This is a genomic window from Actinophytocola sp. KF-1 (assembly GCF_054661535.1).
The window spans coordinates 536,576-557,067 of record NZ_BAAFVK010000002.1; the positions used below are offsets into that span (position 1 = coordinate 536,576).

Here is a 20,492-nt window from a genome sequence, read left to right on the forward strand (position 1 = left end):
GGGAGCAGCGGGCGTACGGGTCCTGGCCGGACAGTGTGCCCGCGGTCAACGGCGCACCCGGTAGCGCAGGTGAAGCACCCGGTTGCCCTGGAGCACCACGTCGGGGTCGTCCAGCAGGTGCTGCGCCTGCACCGACCCGAAGAAGCGCTTGCCGGACCCGAACACGACGGGGACGACGTCCATGCGCACCTCGTCGACCAGACCCGCGGCGAGCACCTGCCCACCGACGTCGCCGGCGGCGACCTCGACCGTGCGGTCACCCGCGAGCTCCCGCGCCTTGGCCACGGCCGCCTCGACGCCGTCGACGAAGTGGAACGGCGCCTCGGGGTCCCAGCCCTCGGGCGCCGGCCGGTGCGTCACGACGACCACGTGGTCGATCCCGCTCGGCGGCTGCCCGTCCCAGCCGTCCGTCATGTCGAAGACGTGGCGGCCGGCGATCGTCGCCCCGATCTCGTCCCAGTACGAGCGCGTGTAGTCGTAGGACGTCTGCGACACCGTCACGACGCCGCTCTCGTCCAACGGGACGTCACCGCTGGTGAGCCACTCGAACAGCGGTCCGGGCTGGTCGTTCTCGTCCGCGATGAACCCGTCCACCGACACCGAGCTGTACATGACCACCTTGCCCACGGGACTCTCCTCTGCTTGGGGGTGTCCCAGAACGTAGTGTTTCGTGAGCCGTCGCTCTTGTAAGAAATCAATCGGCGGGCAGCGGCCACCCGTCCAGCACGTGGCCGGGGTGTTCGAGCAGGAAGCGGCGCCGGACTTCGACGTACCGGGTCGGCGTCAGCCCGGTGAACGCCCGGAACTCGTGACCGAAGTGGGCCTGGTCGAAGTAGCCCGCGCCACCGGCGAGCTCGCCCCAGTCGACCGGTCCGGTGGGGTCGATCGCCAACACGGTCGCGGCGAACCGGTGGGCGCGGGCCAGCCGCTTCGGCGTGACGCCGACGAGCTCCTTGAACCGCTGTGCCAGATGGGTGCTGCTGACACCGGCCGCCACGCTCAGGTCGCCGATCGCCACCGTCCCGCCGGCCGCCGCGATGACGCTGCTCGTGTGGCGGACCAGCCCCAGTCCCGTGGTCTCGCACAGCCGTCGCGTCAGCTCCTGCTCGAGCAGCGTCAGCATCGCGTGCGGTCCGTCCGCTGTGGCCAGCCGCTCTCGCAGTTCAGTGATCGCGGACCGGCCCCAGACCTGCTCGACCGTCACCGGCCGGTCACACAGCTCGGCAGCGGGCATCGGCAGGAACGGCGCCAGCCCCCACGGCTTGACGTGCGCGCCGACGGACCGGGTCCCGGGTGGATAGCTGAACTCCCACGCGCGGGTGGGCATGGTGACCACACAGCCGTCGGCGTACTCGGCCGTCTCGATGTCGGTGCCGCCGCGGAGGCGGAACGGCGGCCCGAGGTTGACGATGAGCAACGCCGACGGCGCCGGCGGCAGCGTCAGCCGCGGGTACGGCGGCGTGCCCTCCAGGTAGTAGAGGTCGTCGATCAGCCCGTCCAGCGGCGGCCGCGGCACTCTCGACACGTACTCCACGTCGACAGCATCGCCGACGTTCCGCCCGCGGCGCACCTCGGGATGGGGCGGCCGTGTTGCGCCGATCCGCGGGCGTTTGCGTCCGTTGTAGCCGGCCGCAGCCGGTAAGGGCTTGGGTGCGGCGTTCTGTGGGTGAGGCCCGCTTCGCGGGCCGGGCGCGTGGCGCTCGGCGTCGCACACGGGTGGCGCCCGGCACCGCACACGCGACGCGTCGACAGCGTCGTTCGGGACGCTCAACGCCCCAAGCAGGGCGTTCACGACGCGCGATGTCCCGACAGCCTCTTCCAGGGCAGCGCCGCTCCGAACCGCGGCAACCCTCTGACCTGCGAAAACGCCGCCCCCAGTACGTACGGAAACCCCACCCGATCCCGGGGGCCACCCGCCATGCCAGTCTACCAGTGGGGGGTGACAATCCTCGGGATTTGTCGTCGGCTGTGGATAACTCGGCGGGTTGTGGACAACGGCGGTGCTAGCCGAGTGGGGCGAACAGGTCCACCACGTTGTCGTCCGGGTCCAGGACGCATGCGTACCGCTGTCCCCAGAACGCGTCCCACGGGTCCTTGTGGCTGCGGTAGCCGGCCGCGACCAGGTCCGCGTGTAGCTTGTCGACCTCCGCTGGGCTGTCGCACACGAAGGCCATGCCCACCGCGTTGCCGCCTTCCGGTTTGGTCCACTCCGGCATGAACGAGCGGATCACCGCCACCGTGTCCCAGCCGAAGCGCAGGCCGTTCGGCAGCGTGACCTCTACGTGCGAGTCCTCGGTCTCCGGGATGTCCATGCCCAGGCGGCGGTAGAACGCCAGCGACGCCGCCATGTCCTCGACCACCAGGCCGATCATGTCGAGTTTCGGTGTCATGCGCTCACGCTATCGGCGGCGTCTTGAACGAATCGGACGTCACTCCTCGGCGGCGGCCGCCACCGGGATGTCGTTCGACGCCGCCCACGTGGCGATGTCCTGGTGCTGGATGGCCGCCGCCATCAGGTCCGGGAACTTGTCCGGGGTGCACGCGAACGCCGGGATGCCCATCGCCGCCAGGGCAGCCGCGTTGTCGTGGTCGTACGCGGGGGCGCCGTCGTCGCTCAGTGCCAGCAGGCACACGACCTGGACACCGTCCGCCGCAAGCGCTTGCGCTCGTTGCAGCATCTCCTCTTCGTTGCCGCCCTCGTACAGGTCGCTGATCAGCACCAGCACGGTGTCGCGCGGCGACTCGACGCGGCTCTGGCAGTACGCCAGCGCCGCGTTGATGTCCGTGCCGCCGCCGAGCTGCACGCCGAACAGCAGCTCGACCGGGTCGGACAGCTGCTCGGTCAGGTCCGCGACCGCCGTGTCGAACGCGATGATCTGCGTCCGCAGCGAGCGGATCGACGCCAGCACCGCGCCGAACACGCTCGCGTACACGACAGAGCTGGCCATCGAGCCGCTCTGGTCGAGGCACAGCACGATCTGCTTGCTCACGTTCGGCAGCCTGCGGCCGTAGCCGACCAGCCGCTCCGGCACCACGGTCCGCTGCTCCGGCTGGTAGTGCTTGAGGTTCGCGAGGATGGTGCGGTTCCAGTCGATGTCCGACTGCCGCGGGCGGTGGGTGCGGTTCGCCCGGTGCAGGGCGCCGCTGACCGCCTGCCTCGTCGGTTGCGCCAGGCGCTTCTCCAGGTCGTCGACGACCTTGCGCACGACCGCCCTCGCCGTGTCGCGGGAGCGTTCCGGGATGGCTCTGTTGAGCGACAGCAGTGTGCCGACCAGGTGCACGTCCGGTTGCACGGACTCGAGGAGTTCCGGTTCCAGCAGCAGTTCCCGCAGGCCCAGGCGGTCCATCGCGTCGCGTTGCATGACCTGCACGACCGAGCTGGGGAAGTAGCCGCGGATGTCGCCCAGCCACCGCGCCACCCGTGGTGACGACGCCCCGAGGCCGCCCCGGCGGTCTTCTTGCTTGTCGTACAAGGCTTCCAGCGTCGCGTCCCGTTTGGCGTCCACACCGGACAGCGACGTGCCGGTGCCGTCGGCGTCGTCACCGCCCAGGATCATCCGCCACCGGCGCAAGCGTTCACTCATCGGAGCAGCTCCAGGATCCTCGGCACGACCAGTGCGGCGCGGTCGTGGTCCAGCGAGCCGTCGTCGGCGCGTACGCCGGACGCGCCCTCGCCGCGGTCGATGCGGCGGATCCGCAGCCCGATGTCGCGGCGTTCCGTCGCCGTGAACTCGGCGAACGTCCTGCGCAGCAACGGGAGCAGGTGGTCGAACAGCTCCGCGCCGACGCCGGTCGCCCAGTCGTCGACGATCTCCAGCAGCTCCGGCTCGTGCACCAGCAGCGCCGCCTCGCCCGACAGGAAACCCTCCAGCCAGCCCGCCGCCTGCGTCGCGTCCGACGCCAGGGACAGCTGCCGCGACAACCGGGCGGCCGCGTCCGGCACGTCGACCAGGCCGGCGTCCAGCAGCAACCGCACCGCCCGGCCCGCGATCAGCCCCGGCACGCTCTGCCGGTTCGCGACCGACCGCAGCGCGCTGTACCAGACGTCCCGCAGCTCCTGCTGGTCCAGTAGGCCGATGCCGCGCTGCACACCGTCGACCAGCTCCCGCACCCCGGCCGCGGCCTCGTCGTCCAGCGCCGTGCACGCGGCGGGCAGCCCGATCGCGATGCGCGTGACGATGCCGTTCAGCACCCGCTGCACCACCTCGGTGTCGGCCCGGCGCACGTTGCCGTACCGGCGCACCCGCGCCATCGGCTCGACCGCCGCCATCAACCGCGTCGTGTCGTGTTGCCTGGCCGCGCGTTCGTCCAGCGCGGCGAGCACACCGCTCAGCGCGTCGGGCAGGTCCGCGGTCATCGTGGTCTCGACGAGCACCGAGAGCTCGGCGATGTCGGCGGTCGCGGTCCTGGCCGCCACGACGGCGGTGGCCGCTGACTCGATCGTCGTGCCGTAGCCGCTCGCCTCGATCAGCGCGACCTCCAGCTCCGGCGTCCACTCGAGCACCCACGACTCGCGGAACGTGCCCTTGCTGCGGGACGTGTCGAGCTGCTCGCCCCACCGCACGTCGAGCAGCTGCAACCGGTGCAGCAGCTTGCTGCGGTTCAGGTTCGTCTCGGTGCGCAGGTCGAGGTCGAGCTGCTGCTCCGCCGCGCTCTGCTTGAGGCGCAAGCGTTTGCGGGTCGCGGCGAGGTCCATCGCGAGCGGCACCATCGGGGTCTCGCGGGGGACGCGGCCGAGGATGTCGCCGACGAGCAGCTTGCGTGCGACCAGCCGCATGGGGACGTCCGAGCCGCCGCACAGCACCGCCTGGCACGACTCCAGCACCTCCGGCAGCCCGGGGTGCGGGCGGTTGCGCAGCGCCGCGAGGGTGTGGGCGAGGCGGACCGCTTCGATGACGGCTGCCGACGACACGTCGTGCTGCTCGCGCCGCAGCAGGTGCGCGACCCGCACCAGCCAGCGGGCGACGACCTCGTCCGGTGCGGTGAACAGGTGGTGGTACCAGCCGGGCGACTCGATGCCCGCGCCGTAGCCGCTCATCCTGGCGAGCCGCGTCGACGTCCACGGCACCCACGTCGCCGCGACCTTCGTGGTGCGCAGGCCCTTCAGGAGCTGGCTGTCGGCGGCCTGTGTCGGGAACGCGGACGGCACGAGCACCGGCGCGTGCCACGCCCCGCACACGACCGCGATCCGTTCCGCCTCGCTGCGCAGCGCCACCCGCAGCACCCGGCGCATCGCGGCTTCGCGGCGGCGGGTGCGCAGGTCGGGGACGTGGCCCTCGCGCAGCGTGCGCATGGCGTCCAGGACCGCGTGGAACACGTCGAGACCGTGGTAGCGCAGCTCGACCGCGTCCTCCCACCAGCGTTCCGCGTCGTCGAAACCGGCCGCCGTGGCGAGGGTCCTGATCGGGTCGATGGGCGGCTCGGCGTCCGGGTCGTCCTCGTCCTCCAGGACCAGCGCCACGTTCGCGGGCAGGTCGAGGAAGCGGACCTCGCGGTCGTGTGCCAGCGCCCAGCGCAGCGCGACCCACTCCGGCGAGAACACCGCCATCGGGTAGAAGGACGCCGTCGCGGGCGCGTCCACCGCGTACACCAGACCGGCGACCGGCGGCTTCATGCCCGCCGCCGCGGCGAGTGGTGCGACCGCGTCCAGCTCCGGCGGACCCTCGATCAGCACGATCTCCGGGTTCAGCTCGGCGAGCACGGTCGCCACGGCCCGGGCGGAACCCGGTCCGTGGTGGCGGATCCCGAGTACGTGGACCCGTTCGTCGTTACCGCGTGGCGTCAATGGTTCGCTCCGCAAGCTTCGCGCGGCGTCGATGGTTCGCTCCGCAAGCTTCGCGCGGCGTCGATGGTTCGCTCCGCAAGCTTCGCTCACACCAGCTCGCGGCATGCCCGGTAGAGGTCGCTCCACTGCTTGCGCTCCCGCACCACCGCTTCGAGGTACTCCTGCCAGATGATCCGGTCCTGCACCGGGTCCTTCACGACCGCGCCGTGCAGCCCGGCGGCCACGTCGCCCGCACGGACCACGCCGTCGCCGAAGTGCGCGGCGAGCGCGATCCCGTTGGTGATCACGGAAATCGCCTCCGCGGTCGACAGCGTGCCGGACGGCGACTTGACCTTCGTCCGGCCGTCGTCGGTGACGCCGTCGCGCAGCTCCCGGAACACCTGCACCACGCGGCGGATCTCGTCGATGTTCTCCAGATCGGCGGGCAGCTTCAGCGACTGGCCGAGCTGCGCGACCCGCAGCCGCACGATCTCCACCTCGGCCTCGGCGTCGTCGGGCAGCGGCAGGATCACCACGTTGAAGCGGCGCTTGAGCGCGGCCGACAGGTCGTTGACGCCACGGTCCCGGTCGTTGGCGGTGGCGATGATGTTGAAGCCCGCGCGGGCCTGCACCTCGCTGTCCAGCTCCGGGATCGGCAGCGTCTTCTCCGACAGGACCGTGATCAGCGCGTCCTGCACGTCCGACGGGATGCGGGTCAGCTCCTCGATCCGCGCGATGCCGCCGGTCTCCATCGACCGCAGGACCGGGCTCGCCACCAGCGCCTGCGGCGACGGGCCCTCCGCGAGCAGGCGCGCGTAGTTCCAGCCGTACCGGATGGACTCCTCCGACGTGCCGGACGTGCCCTGCACCAGCTGCGTCGAGTCACCGGAGATGGCGGCGGCGAGGTGCTCGGACAGCCACGTCTTCGCGGTGCCCGGCACGCCGAGCAGCAGCAGCGCGCGGTCGGTGGTGAGGGTGGCGATCGCGACCTCGATGAGGCGCCGGGAACCCAGGTACTTCGGCGAGATCGGGGTGCCGTCGGGTGCCTCGCCGCCGAGGACGTACGTGGCGACGGCCCACGGCGACAGCTTCCAGTTCGGCGGCCGGGGCCGGTCGTCGGACTTCGCCAGCGCGGCCAGCTCGTCGGCGTGCTGCTGTTCGGCGTGTGCCCGGAGCACATCGGTCATCGAAACTCCTGGTCGATCGTGGCTCGGATGGTCATCGCGTGGGCGAGGCCGCGCAGTACGCGGCGGGCGGGTTTGCGTTCGGCGTCGAGGGTGAGCAGCCAGGCCTCGACGGTGGCGAGCGCGCCGGGGTTCAGGTGCTCGGCGAGCGCGGCGGCGGCGAGCTGCAGGACGTTCTCGGCCTTCTGCGCGCGCATCCGGTTGATCAGGTTCGTCGAGAACTCGACCGGCCACGGTCCGCGCGCGGCCGCGAGGAGACCGCCGAAACGGGCGTCGAGCTTCTTCTGGCCGTCGAGGATCCCGGTGGCGACCTCGGGGTCGAGCGCGCCGATCAGCTCGGGGCTCGGCTGGTGGCGGGCGAGCGCGGCCAGCCACTCCTGGTTCCGTTGCCGCAGCGCGGCTTTGGTCCAGCCGGTGAGCACCTCGTGGTCGGCGTCCGGGATCAGGCCGGGGTCCCACGTGGACAGCGGGGTGGCGGCGAGGATCTGGATGAGCCAGGACGCGGCCCGGCCGTAGCCGGGTTCGCGGTGGTCGGTGACGCCGTCGCGGCGGGCGGCCGCGTCGGGTTCGTCGGGCAGCTCGACGTGCCCGGCGCGGACCAGCCTGGTGGCCCGCGCGGCCATGCGCGCCGCCCGCGCGGAGCCGGGGAGCCGGTCGAGCAGGGCGGCCGCCGCGGCCCGCACGGACGCGGCGCGGTCGTCGAGCGCCCGCTCCAGCAGCGGCTCGTCGGCGGCGGAGAGTCCGATGTGGAGAGTGTCGAGGAGGCCCGCGCGGGTGGCGGCCTGTTCGTCGTCCCAGGTGTCCTCGACCAGGGTGCGCGCGAAGTCCGGTTCGGTGGCGCGCAGGTCGGCCAGCAGCGCGAGCCGGTCGGCGCGGGCCGCGGTGGCGAACCGCTCGACCACGTCCTCCGGCGGGATCGACGCCGCCCAGCGCCAGGACGGGTTGTGCCGGGCGAGCCACGCGCCCCGCGGCCCGAGCACCGCGCGGACGACCGGGCGGTGCGCGGCGTTGGCGGTGCCGAACCGCAGCAGGTCGACGACCATCGGGTGGGGTGGCCGCTGCCCGGCGGCGCGGGCGGCGGTGAGCCAGTGGAGGACGAGGAGGTCGGTGCCACCCTCGACCCGGATCGTGCGGTTGAGCAGCAGTTCCAGGAGCTGGGCCGCGGCCGCGGTGCACTCGGGCCGGTCGTCGGGCTCGGCGGGTGGTTCGGTGGTGCCGCGCCAGACCGGCGGGGTGAAGCCCGCGCGCCGGTAGCCGGACGCGAGCGCGGCGGCCGCCAGCAACTGCGCTTCCGCGCCGTCGGCCTGGATGTTCTCCGCGCCCGGGATGTCGAGCCGGTCGAACCCGCGCCGGGCCGTGCCCACCAGGGCGGTGGACAGCAGGTTGTCCCAGGTGCTCACAGTGCTGATGGTTCGCTCCGCTCCTCCGCTGAGACGCCCGCTTCGTCGCTCCCGCTCACGGTGTCGATGGTTCGCTGCGCTCCTGCGCTCAGGCGCCGTCTTCCCTCGTCGCGTGCTCGGCGCTGGCGCGCCTGCGCGCGTTCCTCAGTCCAGACGGCGCCCGCTTCGTCGCTCCCGCTCACGGTGCTGATGGTTCGCTGCGCTCCTGCGCTCAGGCGCCGTCTTCCCTCGTCGCGTGCTCGGCGCTGGCGCGCCTGCGCGCGTTCCTCAGTCCAGACGCCGCCCGCTCCCTCGCTCCCGCTCACAGGCTCACCAGCCCGTTGTCGATCTCGGCGCTCAACGGGTGGAAGCGCTCGTCGATCCACTCGCCGAACACGGCGACCGGGTGGCCGCCGGAGAGGGCGAGGAGCTGCCAGACGTCCGTGTCGGGCGCCAGCGTGAGCGCCGCGCCGTCCCGGTCGACGAGCAGCGGGGTGTCCCCGGGCACCACGGTCATGCCCGCGAGCGCCATCGGGATGCGGCTCAGCCACGGGTTGCCCGCCAGCCACGCGGCTGCCCGGTCGAGCGCGGTGCGGACGTCGGTCGCGGCTGGCAACCCGGTGCCCTGCGTGACCTTGTGCTCGTCGCCCGCGAACAAGGCCCGCCGCGGTGGCGCGCCCGGGTACAGCGCCACCTCACCGTCCACAACGGACCCCAGCACGTGCGCGACGTTCAGCGCGGCGCCCGCGGCGGCGAAGTCGAGCAGCACCACCATGTCGCCGGTGCGTTCGCCGTACAGCCACGTCCGTTGCGACAGCAGCCGTTCGTCCTCCTCCTGGCTCAGCCCGACGACCCACCACCGGTCGGCGAGCCGCTCCCCGCCGCGTACCTCCTCGGTGCGGCGGGCCCAGCCGAGGAACGCACGCAGGTCGCCCATGGCGGCCGGGTCGAGGCCGGCGCGCCGCCGCCACGCCCGGACGGCCAGGTACCAGCGGCCCAGCTCGCCGAGCAGGTGCGGCGCCCAGTCGTGCCGGGCGTGGACGGCGCTGCCCATGGCACGGACCCGTTCGCCCAGCCCCGGGACCTGCGCGTCGACGAGCCGGGCACCCGCGGTGTCCCAGAAGCTCGGCGGCTGCCGCCGGACGCTCGCGAGGCCCTGCCGGACGATGTCGTGCAGCCACCGTTCGAAGTCGTCGATGCCCGCGGACATCAACGACTCGCGTTCGGCCTGCCGCTTGGCCTGCGCCTCCGGGTCGGGGGTCTTCGTCGCGGCGCTCGTGGTGGCGCGGGCGGCGCGTTCGGCGGCCCAGTCGGCGGCGAACGGCTCGGCCGTCTCGAGGTCGGCCACCACGCCGTCGTTCGCCGCCCACAGCAGCAGGAGCGCCAGCCCGTGCTTGCAGGGGAACTTGCGCGACGGGCACGTGCAGCGGAACGCGGGCTCGTTCAGGTCGACGGTGACCTGGTAGGGGCTGCGGGCGCTGCCCTGGCACTTGCCCCACACGAGCGAGGAGTTGCTGCCCAGGTCAGACCACGTGCGCGGGTTCGCGAGGCCGCGGGCGGCCTTGGCGGAGCCGGTGTCGGGCGCGAGCGCGAGCACCCGCTCCACCGTCCACCGCGATCCCAAGTCGGCCTTCCTCTCCGTCACCGCACGCCAGGGTAGCCGGGACCACCGACAGTCCGCGTGTGGCCGCGACCCGGTGGGAGCGGCTCAGGAAGGATCCCGGCGGTACCGGGCACGCCGCAGCTCCGACGCGCCGAAGCGGTAGGGATCGTCGCGAAGTTTCTCAAGCGCACCGGCCAGGCGGTCCTCCATGCAACCGGCACACACCATGTACGTGCCGCCAGAAGTCAGATAACTGTCGCCCGGGGTGACTTCGCCGGCAGAGCACGCGTCGCACAGACCGCGGTCGCGCCCGGTCCGCGACCACCAGCGGCTCGCGGCGTCCGCCCAGTACCGCCGGAGGGCCGCCACGTCGTCCTCGCCGATCTCCTCAGGCGGGAACGACTCGTAGGCCAGGAAGCTCTCCAGGCTCCCGCACCGGGGACAGCGTCCGGTCCGGCCGAACTCGGCGTATCCCCGCGTCGCACCCGAGACGCCGCGGTAGGAGCCGAGCGCGTCCGTCAGGCTCAACGTGTAGGAACCGGGGAACTCCCAGCCGCAGCCCGCGCAGTACAGCAGCGCGTGGTAGAACGCCTTGTACTCGGGGGACTTCTCGGCGTACCGCGCGCTGAACTCCGCGCGCAGGTCCTCGTGGTACACCGACGTGTACCGCACCGTCCGCAGTCTCAGCGCGATGCGACGCTCGACCGGGACAGCCGCCATGACCTCCTCGACCCGGTCCTTCACCGCGAACAGGACGCCGTCCAGCTCGACGTGTCCGCCACTCACCCGGGGCGACCCGGCGTTCGACGGAGGTGCCGGCTCCCCGCCCGTGGTGAGCGGCACCGGGCCCGGCGCATCCGCCGGGCGAGCCCGCCTGAACCTGCCGAGAACCCGCCGTAACACGCGACGCATGGTCACCTGCACTCCCTACGGAGGTTGAGATCGCCCGTCCGGGGCACGGTACGGCGACCCCTTCGGGAGGGGTCCCGGCTGGTCCCCGCCGTGACGACCTCGATCGACCGGGGAGCCGGTTTGACCCGCCGAGCCCGGCCGTGCGGACAGGGACCAGGTCCCTAGGCAACCACACTCGGGTTCAGGCGGGCGAAGCCTTCCTGGCGCTGGTACGGGAAGTACGGGTACGGCGCCGTCGTCGCGCTCGCCTCGTCCAGCCTCGCCACCTGGTCGCGCGTCAGCTCCCAGCCGACCGCGCCCAGGTTCTGCCGCAGTTGGGCCTCGTCGCGGGCGCCGACGAGGACGGTCGACACCGAAGGCCTGCGCAGCAACCAGTTCAGCGCGACCTGCGGCACCGCGCGACCGGTCTCGGCCGCCACCTCCTCCAGGGCGTCCACCACCCGGTACAGGTGCTCGTCGGCGACCGGCGGGCCGAACGACGCGGTGCGGTGCAGACGGCTCCCGTCCGGCAGCGGCGCGCCACGGCGCACGCGGCCCGTCAGCCTGCCCCACCCCAGCGGGCTCCACACGACCGCGCCGACCCCCTGGTCCAGCGCGAGCGGCATCAGCTCCCACTCGTAGTCGCGGCCCACCAGCGAGTAGTACACCTGGTGCGCCACGTACCTCGGCAGCCCGTGCCGGTCGGCCGCGGCGAGCGACTTCATCAGCTGCCACCCGGAGAAGTTGGACACGCCCACGTACCGGACCTTCCCGGCCCGCACCAGGTCGTCCAGTGTGGACAGCACCTCCTCTACCGGGGTGCCCGCGTCGAAGGCGTGCAGCTGGAACAGGTCGACGTGGTCGGTGCCGAGCCTGCGCAGTGCCGCGTCGGCCGCGGTCAGCAGGCGGGACCGCGACGAGCCGCCGTCGTCGCCCGCCATCGGCAGGCTCGTCTTCGTCGAGATCAACGCCTTGTCGCGCCTGCCCTTCAGCGCCGCGCCCAGCACCTCCTCGGACGCGCCGTCCGAGTAGACGTCGGCCGTGTCGAACAGCGTGACGCCCGCGTCGAGGCAGATGTCGACCATCCGCCGGGCTTCCGCGACGTCCGTGCTGCCCCAGTTGCCGAACAGCTCACCGCGGCCGCCGAACGTGCCCGCGCCGAACGACAGCGCGGGGACCTTCATGCCGGACGCGCCCAGTCTCCGGTACTCCATGATCACTCCTTAAGGGAACTGTGGTTCCTTTAAGGTAGCACTAACGGAACTGGGGTACCATTAGGGCATGGAACGACCGGGTGGGCGGACGGCACGGGTGCGTGCGGCGGTACTGCGTGCGGCCGGGGACGTGCTGGCCGAGCAGGGGTTCGCGCACCTCGACCTCGCCGACCTCGCCCGGCGCGCGGACGTCGGCAAGACGACCGTCTACCGGCGCTGGGGCACGGTCACGGCCGTGGTGACCGACCTGCTCGCGGAGATGGCGGCGGAGTCGGTGCCGCGCACGGAGACCGGCACGCTGCTCGGCGACCTGCGCGCCAACGCCCGGCTCGTGGTGACGACGCTGACCGACCGGCGCCAGGGCCCGCTGTTCAAGGCCGTCATCGCCGCCTCGACCTGCGACGACGCCACCGCACGCGCGTTGCGGGACTTCTACGCGACCCGGATCGCGGAGTGGGCGCCGTGCGTCACGCAGGCGGTCGCCAGGGGCGAGGTGCCCCACGGCACGGACGCCGAGGAGGTCATCCGCGCCGTGTCGGCGCCGCTGTACTACCGGCTGCTCACCGGCACGGGCGACCTCGACGAGGCCGCCGCCGACCGGGCCGCCGAGGCCGCGGTCACGGCCGCGCGGGCCGGGGTGTACGCCGGAACCAGTGCCGGTGCACCCGGAAGAACGTGACCAGGAAGATCCCCTGCAGGGTGCCCTCGACGAGGATGATCAGCGCGCTGTCGAGCGCGCGCACGGGCCCGTCGTCGAGTCCCGCGAACGCGCCCGCGATGCCCTGGACCAGGATGGGCAGCCCGAACAGCAGGAACGACGTCAGCGCGGCCGTGCAGCCGACGGCCATCGCCACCGCGTACAGCCGGACCCCGCGGCGTTCCCGTGCCGGCAGCCCGGCGAGCGGGTCGGGGCCCCGGCGCCGCCGCCACAGGTACCGGACGTACGCGAGCCCGTCCTGGTAAAGGTTGCGGGCGCGCAGCCACTCCATGAGCACGTAGTAGAGGTCGTTGCGCACGTACACCTGGAGCTGCACGACCATGCTCATCAGCACGGTGAGGGCCAGCGCGGCGAGCAGCCCGTCGGCGAGCGGGGGCAGGCCGGCGTAGGCGGACAGCAGCGTGCACACGCACACCACGAACGCGTCCCAGCGCAGTCCGGCCAGGTAGACCCGGTAGCGGTGCGTGCGTGCCACGGCCCAGACCGCGGTGACGTCGGTCTGCACCACCAGGTAGTGCAGCCGGGTGGAGAAGCCGATCCGGGCGGGCGCGCCGTACGAGCGGGCGGCCGCCAGGTGCATCAGCTCGTGGACGCTCAGGTTGACCGAGAACATCACCGTGCCCACGAGCACGGCCAGTCCGACGTACTGGGTCCAGTAGAAGTCGGGCGCCGACGGGAACAGGCCGGGGTCGCGCCACCACGTCACCGCCGCGGCCGCCACCACCACGAGCCAGACCGCCGTCGCGGTCCGGCCGAACAGCCACCGCACGTGCTCGGCGCGCAGCCACGGCAGGTGCGAGCCGGGGCGGTCGTCGGCGGGGTCCGGCAGTGCCTCGCCGTCGACGGCCGCCACGAACCCGAGGTCCACCAGCGCCTCGAGGAGCTCCGCCACGTCCAGCTCGACGTCCTGCTCATGTGCGATCCGCGTCTCGACCGCGGCGACGGACAGCCCGTCGCCCAGCAGCCGGACCGCGTCCGCGCCGACCCTCGGCAGCTCGACGAACTCGCCGAGCACCGGCCGCCCCACCACCACGTCGTCGGAGTCGTCGCCGTCCCGGAACACGAGTTCGTGCAGCCGGACGACGGTGTCCTGCGCGATCACGGGGTGCCGCAGGCCGGGCAGTCGGCGTACCTCGGCACGTCGACGAAGTACTGGTGGTCCCAGCGGCCGAGGTTCCAGTGCAGCATGCGGCCGCGGACCTGCGGGGCGAGCCCGCCGAGGTGGTAGGTCACCTCGAGCGCGGCCAGGTGCCCGGTGATGTTGGCGGTGGCGGGCACGACGGCCTGCGCGCGCGGGCCGGGGAACAGCTTCCTGCCGTCCCGCACGTGTTCCTGCTCGTCGAAGTCCCGCCTGCCGCACTCCCAGCAGCCGGTCGCGCCCGGCACGTAGCCCGCGACCACGGCCATCGGACCGGTGTAGAGCGCCATGAACCACGGCGTGCCGGTCCGCAGCGCGGCCTCGTTGGTCCAGCGCATGATGTCGGGCTGCGGGGTGTCGGCACACAGGACGAACACGTCCCGGCCCGCCATCAGGCCGGCGATGTCGTCCGCGCCGCTCGCGCGGCGTTCGTCACCGGTGACGTCGACCAGCGAGTTCATGGCACGCAGGCGCTCGACGGCCTGCTTCACCTTCGGCGCGCCGATGTCGGCCTCGGTGTAGAGGAGCTGGCGGACCAGGTTCGACTCCTCGACCACGTCGAAGTCGACGCAGTGCAGCGCGCCGATCCCGCTCGCCACCAGCCCCTGCGCGACCGCGGAGCCGGTGCCGCCGAGCCCGAGCAGCGCGACCGACGACGCCTTCAGCCGGGCCTGCACCTCGTACGGCGACGAGCGCGGGGTGCCGTCGACCCAGGAGTAGAAGTGCCGGGGCGCGGTGTAGCGCGCGGCCTCGCGTTCGGTCAACCCGGGCGGGAGCGGCGCGCCCGCGTCCTCGACGAAACCCGCCGCGACCAGGTCGTCCACGGCCTCGTCGACGCTGCCGGGGTCGACGTCCGGGTGTGTCTGCGCGACGCCCGCCCGGATGGCCGCGCGGTCCCGGGTGCCGTCCATCAGCGTGAGGATGCGCTCGACGGCGCCGGACTCGTCCTCGATCTCGGCCGCCACGCCGTACTGCTTGAGCCCGATGGTGATGCGGCCACCCGGCAGGACGATCGGGCAGTGGGTGTTCTTGACCCGTGGCTGGCGCACGGTCGATCCCCTTCTGGCTGGTGAGCCGGGCCGGCCCAGGGGAGCCGGCCCGGCGACGACCGGTGTCAGCCGACGAACTCGTCGCGGATGCCCGTCGTCTCGATCTTCTCCAGCTTGCGGATCTTGACCTTGACCTTGGCCATGGGTCCTCCCTCTGTGCCGATCTCCCCGTGCCGGGGCTCGGGAGGGAGTGAACAGCGGGTCGCTAACTGCTCGCTAACAGAGCGAGCGGCGCCAGATGAGGGCCTCGGCCGGGGTGGCGGCCATGTCGTCGTACTCGACCTCGTCGTCCGGCCCGTTCAGCCGGTAGGGGAGCACCACGGTGATCGCCATGCTGTCGGCGTGCTCGAGGTGGACCATGACCGCGTCCGTCTTGCCGCTGGTCACGTCGCTGACCAGGGCCGCGGCGCGCAGGTCGTTGATCTCCTCGGACATGCCCTGGACCAGGCTCGTCAGCACCTCGGACGGGTTCGGGTCCTCGGCCTCGCCCGGGTCGGCCGCGAACACCTGCTCCTCGCCGTCGCGGGTGATGGCCGCGCCGTACGGGTAGAACTCGCCGTGCCGCCGCAGCATCTCGTCCGCGAACGGCAGGACCGTGTTGAGCAGGCGGTCCAGGTCGGACTGCACGTGCTCGGAGGTGGTGTCGCGCCAGGTCGTCACGCCTCCAGTGTCCTCCTCCGTGAAACGGGGGCGGTGACCTGGTGTGGTCACCGCCCCCGGAGCCGTTCGGCGCGCCTCGTCGTCAGAACGCGCCGGCCGGAACCTTCTCCTGGATCTTCCGCATCTCGCCGCGGACCCGCTTGCCGTTCGCCCACAGGTTCTCGACCTGCGCCCGCTCGGTGGCGTTCGGGTAGGCGTTCGTGCAGGACGTGCCGGGGCCGCCGCCGGACATCAGCTCCGAGCAGGGGCCCGAGTAGTGGTCGGGCAGGCCGAGCACGTGGCCGGTCTCGTGCGCGGTCACCCGGACCTGGTAGTACTGCCCCATCTGCGTGTAGTCGAGGAAGATGTAGCCGTTGCCGTGCCCGTCGGTGTAGGCGTACGAACCGGACGGGTCGTTGCCCTCGTAGAAGTCGAGCGTCGCGGCCGAGGAGTTCTCGACCAGCTTGACGTTGGACACCGACGCGTTCCAGTTCGCCGCGCCCGCGCGGATCTGCGACGCGTACGTCGGGGCGCCCGACACGTCGTAGTAGACGGTCACCGCGGCGGGCTTCACGTCCTGGGTGGTGACGGGCGCGGCGGTGGCGGTCACGGGCGCGACGACCAGCGCGGCACCGGCCGCGACGAACGAGAGGAAGGACTTCCTGATCATGGGAGCACCTCGCCAGTAAGTGTTCTCAGCAGGGTCGGCCAAAGGCCTTGCCGAGAACGCTAGAAAGCGCATTCATGATCGCTGTACCGACTTTCGTAGGGATCCCGACCTGGGAAATTGCCAGGAAATTCACCTGTTGACATGGTTCACCACCGGTGGTGGGATCGAACACCCGAATGCCGTGAAACGCAGACGGAAAGTGTGCTTTCGCCCGATACCGCCACCCGCTCGGTCAATTGTCGGGCAGCGGTTCCGAGGGCCATGGTTTTCCCATGGCGAGTGAATTGCAGCGGCGCAAGACCGCGCTGGTGTTCGGTGCGATGGACGTCGACGCCGACGGGTTCCTGACCGAATCGGACTTCGCGGCGCTGGCCACGCGCTGGACCGCGAACCGCGGCCTGGCCCCGGACTCCGCGTCGGCGGAGCGGCTGTCGGCGATCATGATGGGCTGGTGGGCGACGCTGCGCGCGGCGTCGGACGCGAACCGGGACGGCCGCGTCACCCTCGACGAGGTGCTGACCGTCGTCGACGACCTGGCCGCCGACACCGCGCCGGTCGTCGCGACCGCGACCGCGATGTTCGAGGCCGTCGACGCGAACGGCGACGGCCGGATCTCCGCCGCCGAGTACCGGCAGCTGATCGAGACGTGGACGGGGCAGCCGGCCGACACCGGCGAGGTGTTCGCACTGCTCGACGGCGACGGGGACGGCCACCTGACGCTGGCGGAGTTCGTCGTGCTGTGGACGGAGTTCTGGGCGGGGGACAACCCGAACGCGCCCGGCACGTGGGTGTTCGGGCGGTTCGAGTTGCCCCTCCAGTCCGTCTAACCGGTGGTGGCCGCCGACTCGGCGACGATGGCCAGCGTGTGCCGCGTCGTGACGCCGTTGACCGTCACCGCGATGGTGATCGTCGACGGTCGCCACGCGGTCAGCTCGCCGGTCGCCGGGTCGAAGTTCGCCGTGTGGTAGCGCTTCGCGTCCCGTGCGGCTCCGATGTGGACGTTCGGCGACGCGGACCAGCGCGCGGACACCGGGTAGGCGACCGGGACGGTCCGGTTCGCCTGCGTGACGCTCGCGGTCACCACCGTGGACGTGCCGGCCGTGAGGGTGTCCGGCGCGGCCACCGACAGCGTGTCGACGTGCGGGCGGACCTCCGCCGCCAGCCAGTCGCCGCGGTGGGCGGAGTCGCTGACGCCCCACAGCGACCAGCCCGTGAACCCGCCGTCGGACGGCAGCGTCGCGGGGTTCTTGCCGGAGTTGCCGTTGACGAAGTACGGCACGCCGTCGACGTGGCTCGCGTGGAACGTGCCGACGTGGGCGCCGATGAACGCGGTGCCCTTGCCGGTCCGGTCCTGGAAACCGGACAGCCAGGCCTCGATGGTCGCGGCCTCCTTGCGGTCGGACAGCTCGCTCGCGCGCGCAGGCGTCGGGTCGCGCGGCGGCACGTGCTGGACGAGCACCACCGACTTCACGGCCTGGTCCTTCGCGGCCTCGTCCAGCTCGGTGCGCAGGCGGCCGAGCTGGGTCCAGTCGGACACGCGCAGGTTGATGCCGGACGTGTCCATCGTGATGAACCGCGTGCCCTGGTGGTCGAACACCTGCTGCGTGTCGCCGAACACCGCGCGGAAGTTGTCGAGGCTGCCGTTGCCGCGTTCGTGGTTGCCCGGCACGTAGCGGTAGGGGAGCGTGCCGCCCAGCTCCTCGTCGAGGATCTTCTTGGCCAGCGCGAAGTCCGCCGCCGACGCCTCGTCGACCAGGTCGCCGTTGATGATCAGGAAGTCCGGCCGCGCGGCCTTGATCTCGCGCAGCGTGCGGCGGGCGTTGCGGACGATGTCGCTGTCCGGGTCGCGCGCGACGAACTGCGCGTCGGACATGACGGCGAACCGCCAGTCACCGCCCGCGGTCTCGTGGATCAGCGGGTCCGGCACGACCGGCCGCGGCGGCACGTCCAGCGTCGGCGGCACGAGCGCGGTGAGCCCGTCGATGACCAGGTCGCCCCGGTAGCTGCTGGACGCGACGGTCTCGGCCGCGTAGAAACGCCGCAGTGTCAACGGGTAGGTGGTGCCGGCAGGAACCTGGAACTCGAGCTGCCGCCAGCCGGTGAAGGTGAGGTAGCCGGCGCGGAACGCGGGCAGCAGCGTGCCGTTGCCGTCCCACACCTGCATGCTCGCCCACTCGCCCTTGCCGGTGGAGTTCACCCACAGCCGCAGCGCCTTGGGCTGGCCGGGGATCACGAGACCGGACGGTGCCATGGCGCCGCCGGTGCGGGTGCCGGTGCTCTGGGTGAAGTCGTAGGTCAGGCGCAGGCCCTGACCGTCGTGCCCGGCCGCGGGGGCGACGGCGCCGGTGGCGCGCTCGCCGAAGAACGTCCAGCCCGCGGTGCTCGTGAAGTCGGCCACGGACACCTCGGTGAGGCCCACGGTGACCGGCAGCACCGACTTCTTGCCGCGCACGTCGACCGTGACGAGGCCGGACCCGGCGGGCTGCTTGGCCGTCACCGTGTACAGACCGTCGGCGTTCGGCGTGATGTCGAGCAGGTTCCGGTCGTAGGTGAGGGTGACGTCGCGCGGTTCGACGGGTGCGCTGGCGCCGGCGGCGTCGAAGCCGAGGACGCCGAACGTGGCCGTCTCGTCCGGGTCGGACAGCGCGATCTGCTCCGTGGTGGGCGCGGTCCGCGCGACCGGCCCGATGACGGTGAGCGTCGTCTCGCCGCGCGCGGCCCGGTCCTGGGCGACGACGCGTGCCGGGCCGGGCTTGCGGCTGGTGAACACGCCGTCGCGGATGCTGCCGTTGTCGGTGCGCCAGCGCGGGTCGCCCTCGGCGGGACCGTAGGTCTCGTCGTAGCCGGCGGCGGTCAGCGTGCGGGTGAGGCCGGCGAGAACGCGCTCGGGGTGGCTCGGTGCGACGGTGCTGGCGCCGGACGCGCGGGCCGGGTCGAGCGCGGTCTCGACCCAGAAGGCCGTGAGCCGGCCGGATCCCTTCGGTGCGAACAGGCCGAGCCCGTTGGGCACGTTGCGTTCCGCGCCGTCGGACGGCCGGTTCTCCAGCTGGGCGGTGGTGCTGCCGGGCTCGCGGGCGACGATCGTGGTGGAGCCGCCGCCGTCGAGGTTGACCGCGCTCCACGCGCCGAGCTCGACCATCATGTTCGCGAGCTCGTCGAGCCCCAGCCCTTCCGCGAACGCGGACTGGCGGCCGTCGGCGGACAGGAGGAACATCTTCCTGCCGTCCTGGGAGAAGCCGAGCGCGGTGCGCGGCGCGGCCGGGGTGTTGTTGCCCGCGCTGGCCTTCTGCGCGACGCCGTCGACGACGAGCAGCTGGCGGCCGTTGATGGCGGCGTGGATCTTCTGGTCGTCGGCGGTGCGGGCCCGGTAGTCGACGGTGACCCGGTCGCCGGGCGCGAGGTTCTTCAGCGCGACGGCCCCGGCGTCCCGGCCGACGAGGATCATCGAGCCGGCGGGGATCGCGCCCTCGCCCGCGGTGTCGCGGACGGCGACGACGGTGTTGTCCCTGACCTCGACCTCGGCGACCGCGGTGGCGCCCTGGGTGGTGCGGCAGCGGCAGTAGGTGCCCCAGAGCGGGGTGAACGCCTCGATGCCGCCGGCCTTCAGGGTCGGCTTGTTGACGCCGTCGAGGGTCAGCGGCCCGCCGGGTGTCGTGATGGTGCCCTGGAAGAACACCTCGCCGATGTCGCCGATCCCGTCGTCGGTGAAGATCGCCGACGACTGCCGCCAGGTCGGTTCGCTGTCCGGCGACTGGATCAGCTCGCCGTCCTTGATGCCGACACCCAGCGCCGCGTTCGAGTTGTTGATGTCGAAGAAGTCCCCGTTGACGGCGGCGACCGCCCCGGCCCGGTTGGCGGTCACGCTCAGGGGTTCGCCCTTGGCGACCTGGCCGGGGAAGAGGTAGTCGACGGTCGTGCCCTTGGTGAGGTCGACGGTGAGGCTGTCGCCCTGCAGCCAGGTGGGGGCGCCGGTGTAGGCGTCGGGGCCGTAGCGGTCGAAGGAGCGGAGGGTGACCCCGGGGGCGACGGGTCGGGTCCGGGAGGCGGTCTCGATCCGGTCGGCGGGGACCGCTGCCGCGCGGGGCGCGGCGGGGCGGTCGTCCACATCGCTGGTGGCGGGTGCCGCGGTGGCGGGTGCCGCGAGCGCCGCGAGGGACATGGCGGCGGCGACAAGGGGGAGGAGTCTTCTCGACACGGACCGAGTGTGCCGCCGCTGTCGGAGATTTACCAGACTTGGAGATGG

General features: G+C 72.4%; 17 protein-coding genes. 2 read left to right on the top strand and 15 right to left on the bottom strand.

What is annotated here, in order from left to right:
• Positions 1-45: 45 nt before the first annotated feature.
• From ACYQ77_RS08330 to ACYQ77_RS08375, 10 genes are all read right to left on the bottom strand, one after another.
• Positions 46-627 (bottom strand): dihydrofolate reductase family protein, encoded by a 582-nt coding sequence (locus tag ACYQ77_RS08330; RefSeq protein WP_459709076.1) that lies wholly within the window; start codon positions 625-627, stop codon positions 46-48.
• A gap of 67 nt (positions 628-694) precedes the next feature.
• Positions 695-1,516 (bottom strand): AraC family transcriptional regulator, encoded by an 822-nt coding sequence (locus ACYQ77_RS08335; RefSeq protein WP_459709755.1) that lies wholly within the window; start codon positions 1,514-1,516, stop codon positions 695-697.
• A gap of 487 nt (positions 1,517-2,003) precedes the next feature.
• Entirely contained in the window at positions 2,004-2,390 is a 387-nt protein-coding gene (locus ACYQ77_RS08340; RefSeq protein ID WP_459709078.1) for a VOC family protein, read from the bottom strand.
• 39 nt (positions 2,391-2,429) lie between these two features.
• The gene (locus ACYQ77_RS08345) at positions 2,430-3,584 is read right to left on the bottom strand and encodes a VWA domain-containing protein (RefSeq protein ID WP_459709080.1); all 1,155 of its coding nucleotides are present in this window, start codon (positions 3,582-3,584) and stop codon (positions 2,430-2,432) included.
• Positions 3,581-5,710, bottom strand: a complete 2,130-nt coding sequence (locus ACYQ77_RS08350) for a DUF5682 family protein (protein WP_459709081.1) — start codon at positions 5,708-5,710, stop codon at positions 3,581-3,583. Before ACYQ77_RS08350 ends, ACYQ77_RS08345 begins: the two co-directional genes overlap by 4 nt.
• A 161-nt stretch (positions 5,711-5,871) precedes the next feature.
• A complete protein-coding gene (locus tag ACYQ77_RS08355; RefSeq protein ID WP_459709084.1) occupies positions 5,872-6,951 on the bottom strand; it encodes an ATP-binding protein in 1,080 nt (359 codons plus the stop codon).
• Positions 6,948-8,348: a DUF5691 domain-containing protein gene (locus ACYQ77_RS08360; protein WP_459709086.1), complete on the bottom strand. Its 1,401-nt coding sequence runs from the start codon at positions 8,346-8,348 to the stop codon at positions 6,948-6,950. The genes ACYQ77_RS08355 and ACYQ77_RS08360 overlap by 4 nt, the downstream gene beginning before the upstream one ends.
• 301 nt (positions 8,349-8,649) lie before the next feature.
• On the bottom strand, positions 8,650-9,972 hold the full coding sequence (locus ACYQ77_RS08365) for an SWIM zinc finger family protein (RefSeq protein WP_459709088.1): 1,323 nt from the start codon (positions 9,970-9,972) through the stop codon (positions 8,650-8,652).
• 63 nt (positions 9,973-10,035) lie between these two features.
• Positions 10,036-10,716 carry a hypothetical protein gene (locus ACYQ77_RS08370; RefSeq protein ID WP_459709089.1) on the bottom strand — a complete coding sequence of 227 codons (681 nt, stop codon included), beginning with the start codon at positions 10,714-10,716 and terminating at the stop codon, positions 10,036-10,038.
• A 287-nt stretch (positions 10,717-11,003) separates the two neighbouring features.
• On the bottom strand, positions 11,004-12,035 hold the full coding sequence (locus tag ACYQ77_RS08375) for an aldo/keto reductase (RefSeq protein WP_459709090.1): 1,032 nt from the start codon (positions 12,033-12,035) through the stop codon (positions 11,004-11,006).
• Positions 12,036-12,102: 67 nt separating this feature from the next.
• Here ACYQ77_RS08375 and ACYQ77_RS08380 point away from each other — a divergent pair, with 67 nt between their 5' ends.
• Entirely contained in the window at positions 12,103-12,714 is a 612-nt protein-coding gene (locus ACYQ77_RS08380; RefSeq protein ID WP_459709092.1) for a TetR/AcrR family transcriptional regulator, read from the top strand.
• Here the strand turns inward: ACYQ77_RS08380 and ACYQ77_RS08385 are convergent.
• The 4 genes from ACYQ77_RS08385 to ACYQ77_RS08400 all read right to left on the bottom strand — a co-directional run bounded on the left by ACYQ77_RS08385 (position 12,653) and on the right by ACYQ77_RS08400 (position 16,249).
• Positions 12,653-13,855 (bottom strand): hypothetical protein, encoded by a 1,203-nt coding sequence (locus ACYQ77_RS08385; RefSeq protein WP_459709093.1) that lies wholly within the window; start codon positions 13,853-13,855, stop codon positions 12,653-12,655. The two genes, ACYQ77_RS08380 and ACYQ77_RS08385, sit on opposite strands and share 62 nt — an antisense overlap.
• Positions 13,852-14,940, bottom strand: coding sequence for a HesA/MoeB/ThiF family protein (locus ACYQ77_RS08390; RefSeq protein ID WP_459709095.1), 1,089 nt, complete (start codon positions 14,938-14,940; stop codon positions 13,852-13,854). Before ACYQ77_RS08390 ends, ACYQ77_RS08385 begins: the two co-directional genes overlap by 4 nt.
• 216 nt (positions 14,941-15,156) lie before the next feature.
• Positions 15,157-15,600, bottom strand: coding sequence for a hypothetical protein (locus ACYQ77_RS08395; RefSeq protein ID WP_459709097.1), 444 nt, complete (start codon positions 15,598-15,600; stop codon positions 15,157-15,159).
• An 82-nt stretch (positions 15,601-15,682) separates the two neighbouring features.
• Complete coding sequence (locus ACYQ77_RS08400) at positions 15,683-16,249, bottom strand: snapalysin family zinc-dependent metalloprotease (RefSeq protein ID WP_459709099.1); 567 nt, start codon at positions 16,247-16,249, stop codon at positions 15,683-15,685.
• A 272-nt stretch (positions 16,250-16,521) separates the two neighbouring features.
• Here ACYQ77_RS08400 and ACYQ77_RS08405 point away from each other — a divergent pair, with 272 nt between their 5' ends.
• Positions 16,522-17,076, top strand: coding sequence for an EF-hand domain-containing protein (locus ACYQ77_RS08405; RefSeq protein WP_459709100.1), 555 nt, complete (start codon positions 16,522-16,524; stop codon positions 17,074-17,076).
• Here ACYQ77_RS08405 and ACYQ77_RS08410 read toward each other — a convergent pair.
• Entirely contained in the window at positions 17,073-20,444 is a 3,372-nt protein-coding gene (locus ACYQ77_RS08410) for a phosphodiester glycosidase family protein (protein WP_459709102.1), read from the bottom strand. The two genes, ACYQ77_RS08405 and ACYQ77_RS08410, sit on opposite strands and share 4 nt — an antisense overlap.
• Positions 20,445-20,492 lie beyond the last annotated feature (48 nt).

Bases quoted from the DNA above. Each gene is read 5' to 3' on its own strand.
- ACYQ77_RS08340 (WP_459709078.1), bottom strand. From the start codon at position 2,390: ATGACACCGAAACTCGACATGATCGGCCTGGTGGTCGAGGACATGGCG.
- ACYQ77_RS08345 (WP_459709080.1), bottom strand. From the start codon at position 3,584: ATGAGTGAACGCTTGCGCCGGTGGCGGATGATCCTGGGCGGTGACGAC.
- ACYQ77_RS08355 (WP_459709084.1), bottom strand. From the start codon at position 6,951: ATGACCGATGTGCTCCGGGCACACGCCGAACAGCAGCACGCCGACGAG.
- ACYQ77_RS08375 (WP_459709090.1), bottom strand. From the start codon at position 12,035: ATGGAGTACCGGAGACTGGGCGCGTCCGGCATGAAGGTCCCCGCGCTG.
- ACYQ77_RS08380 (WP_459709092.1), top strand. From the start codon at position 12,103: ATGGAACGACCGGGTGGGCGGACGGCACGGGTGCGTGCGGCGGTACTG.
- ACYQ77_RS08400 (WP_459709099.1), bottom strand. From the start codon at position 16,249: ATGATCAGGAAGTCCTTCCTCTCGTTCGTCGCGGCCGGTGCCGCGCTG.
- ACYQ77_RS08405 (WP_459709100.1), top strand. From the start codon at position 16,522: ATGGCGAGTGAATTGCAGCGGCGCAAGACCGCGCTGGTGTTCGGTGCG.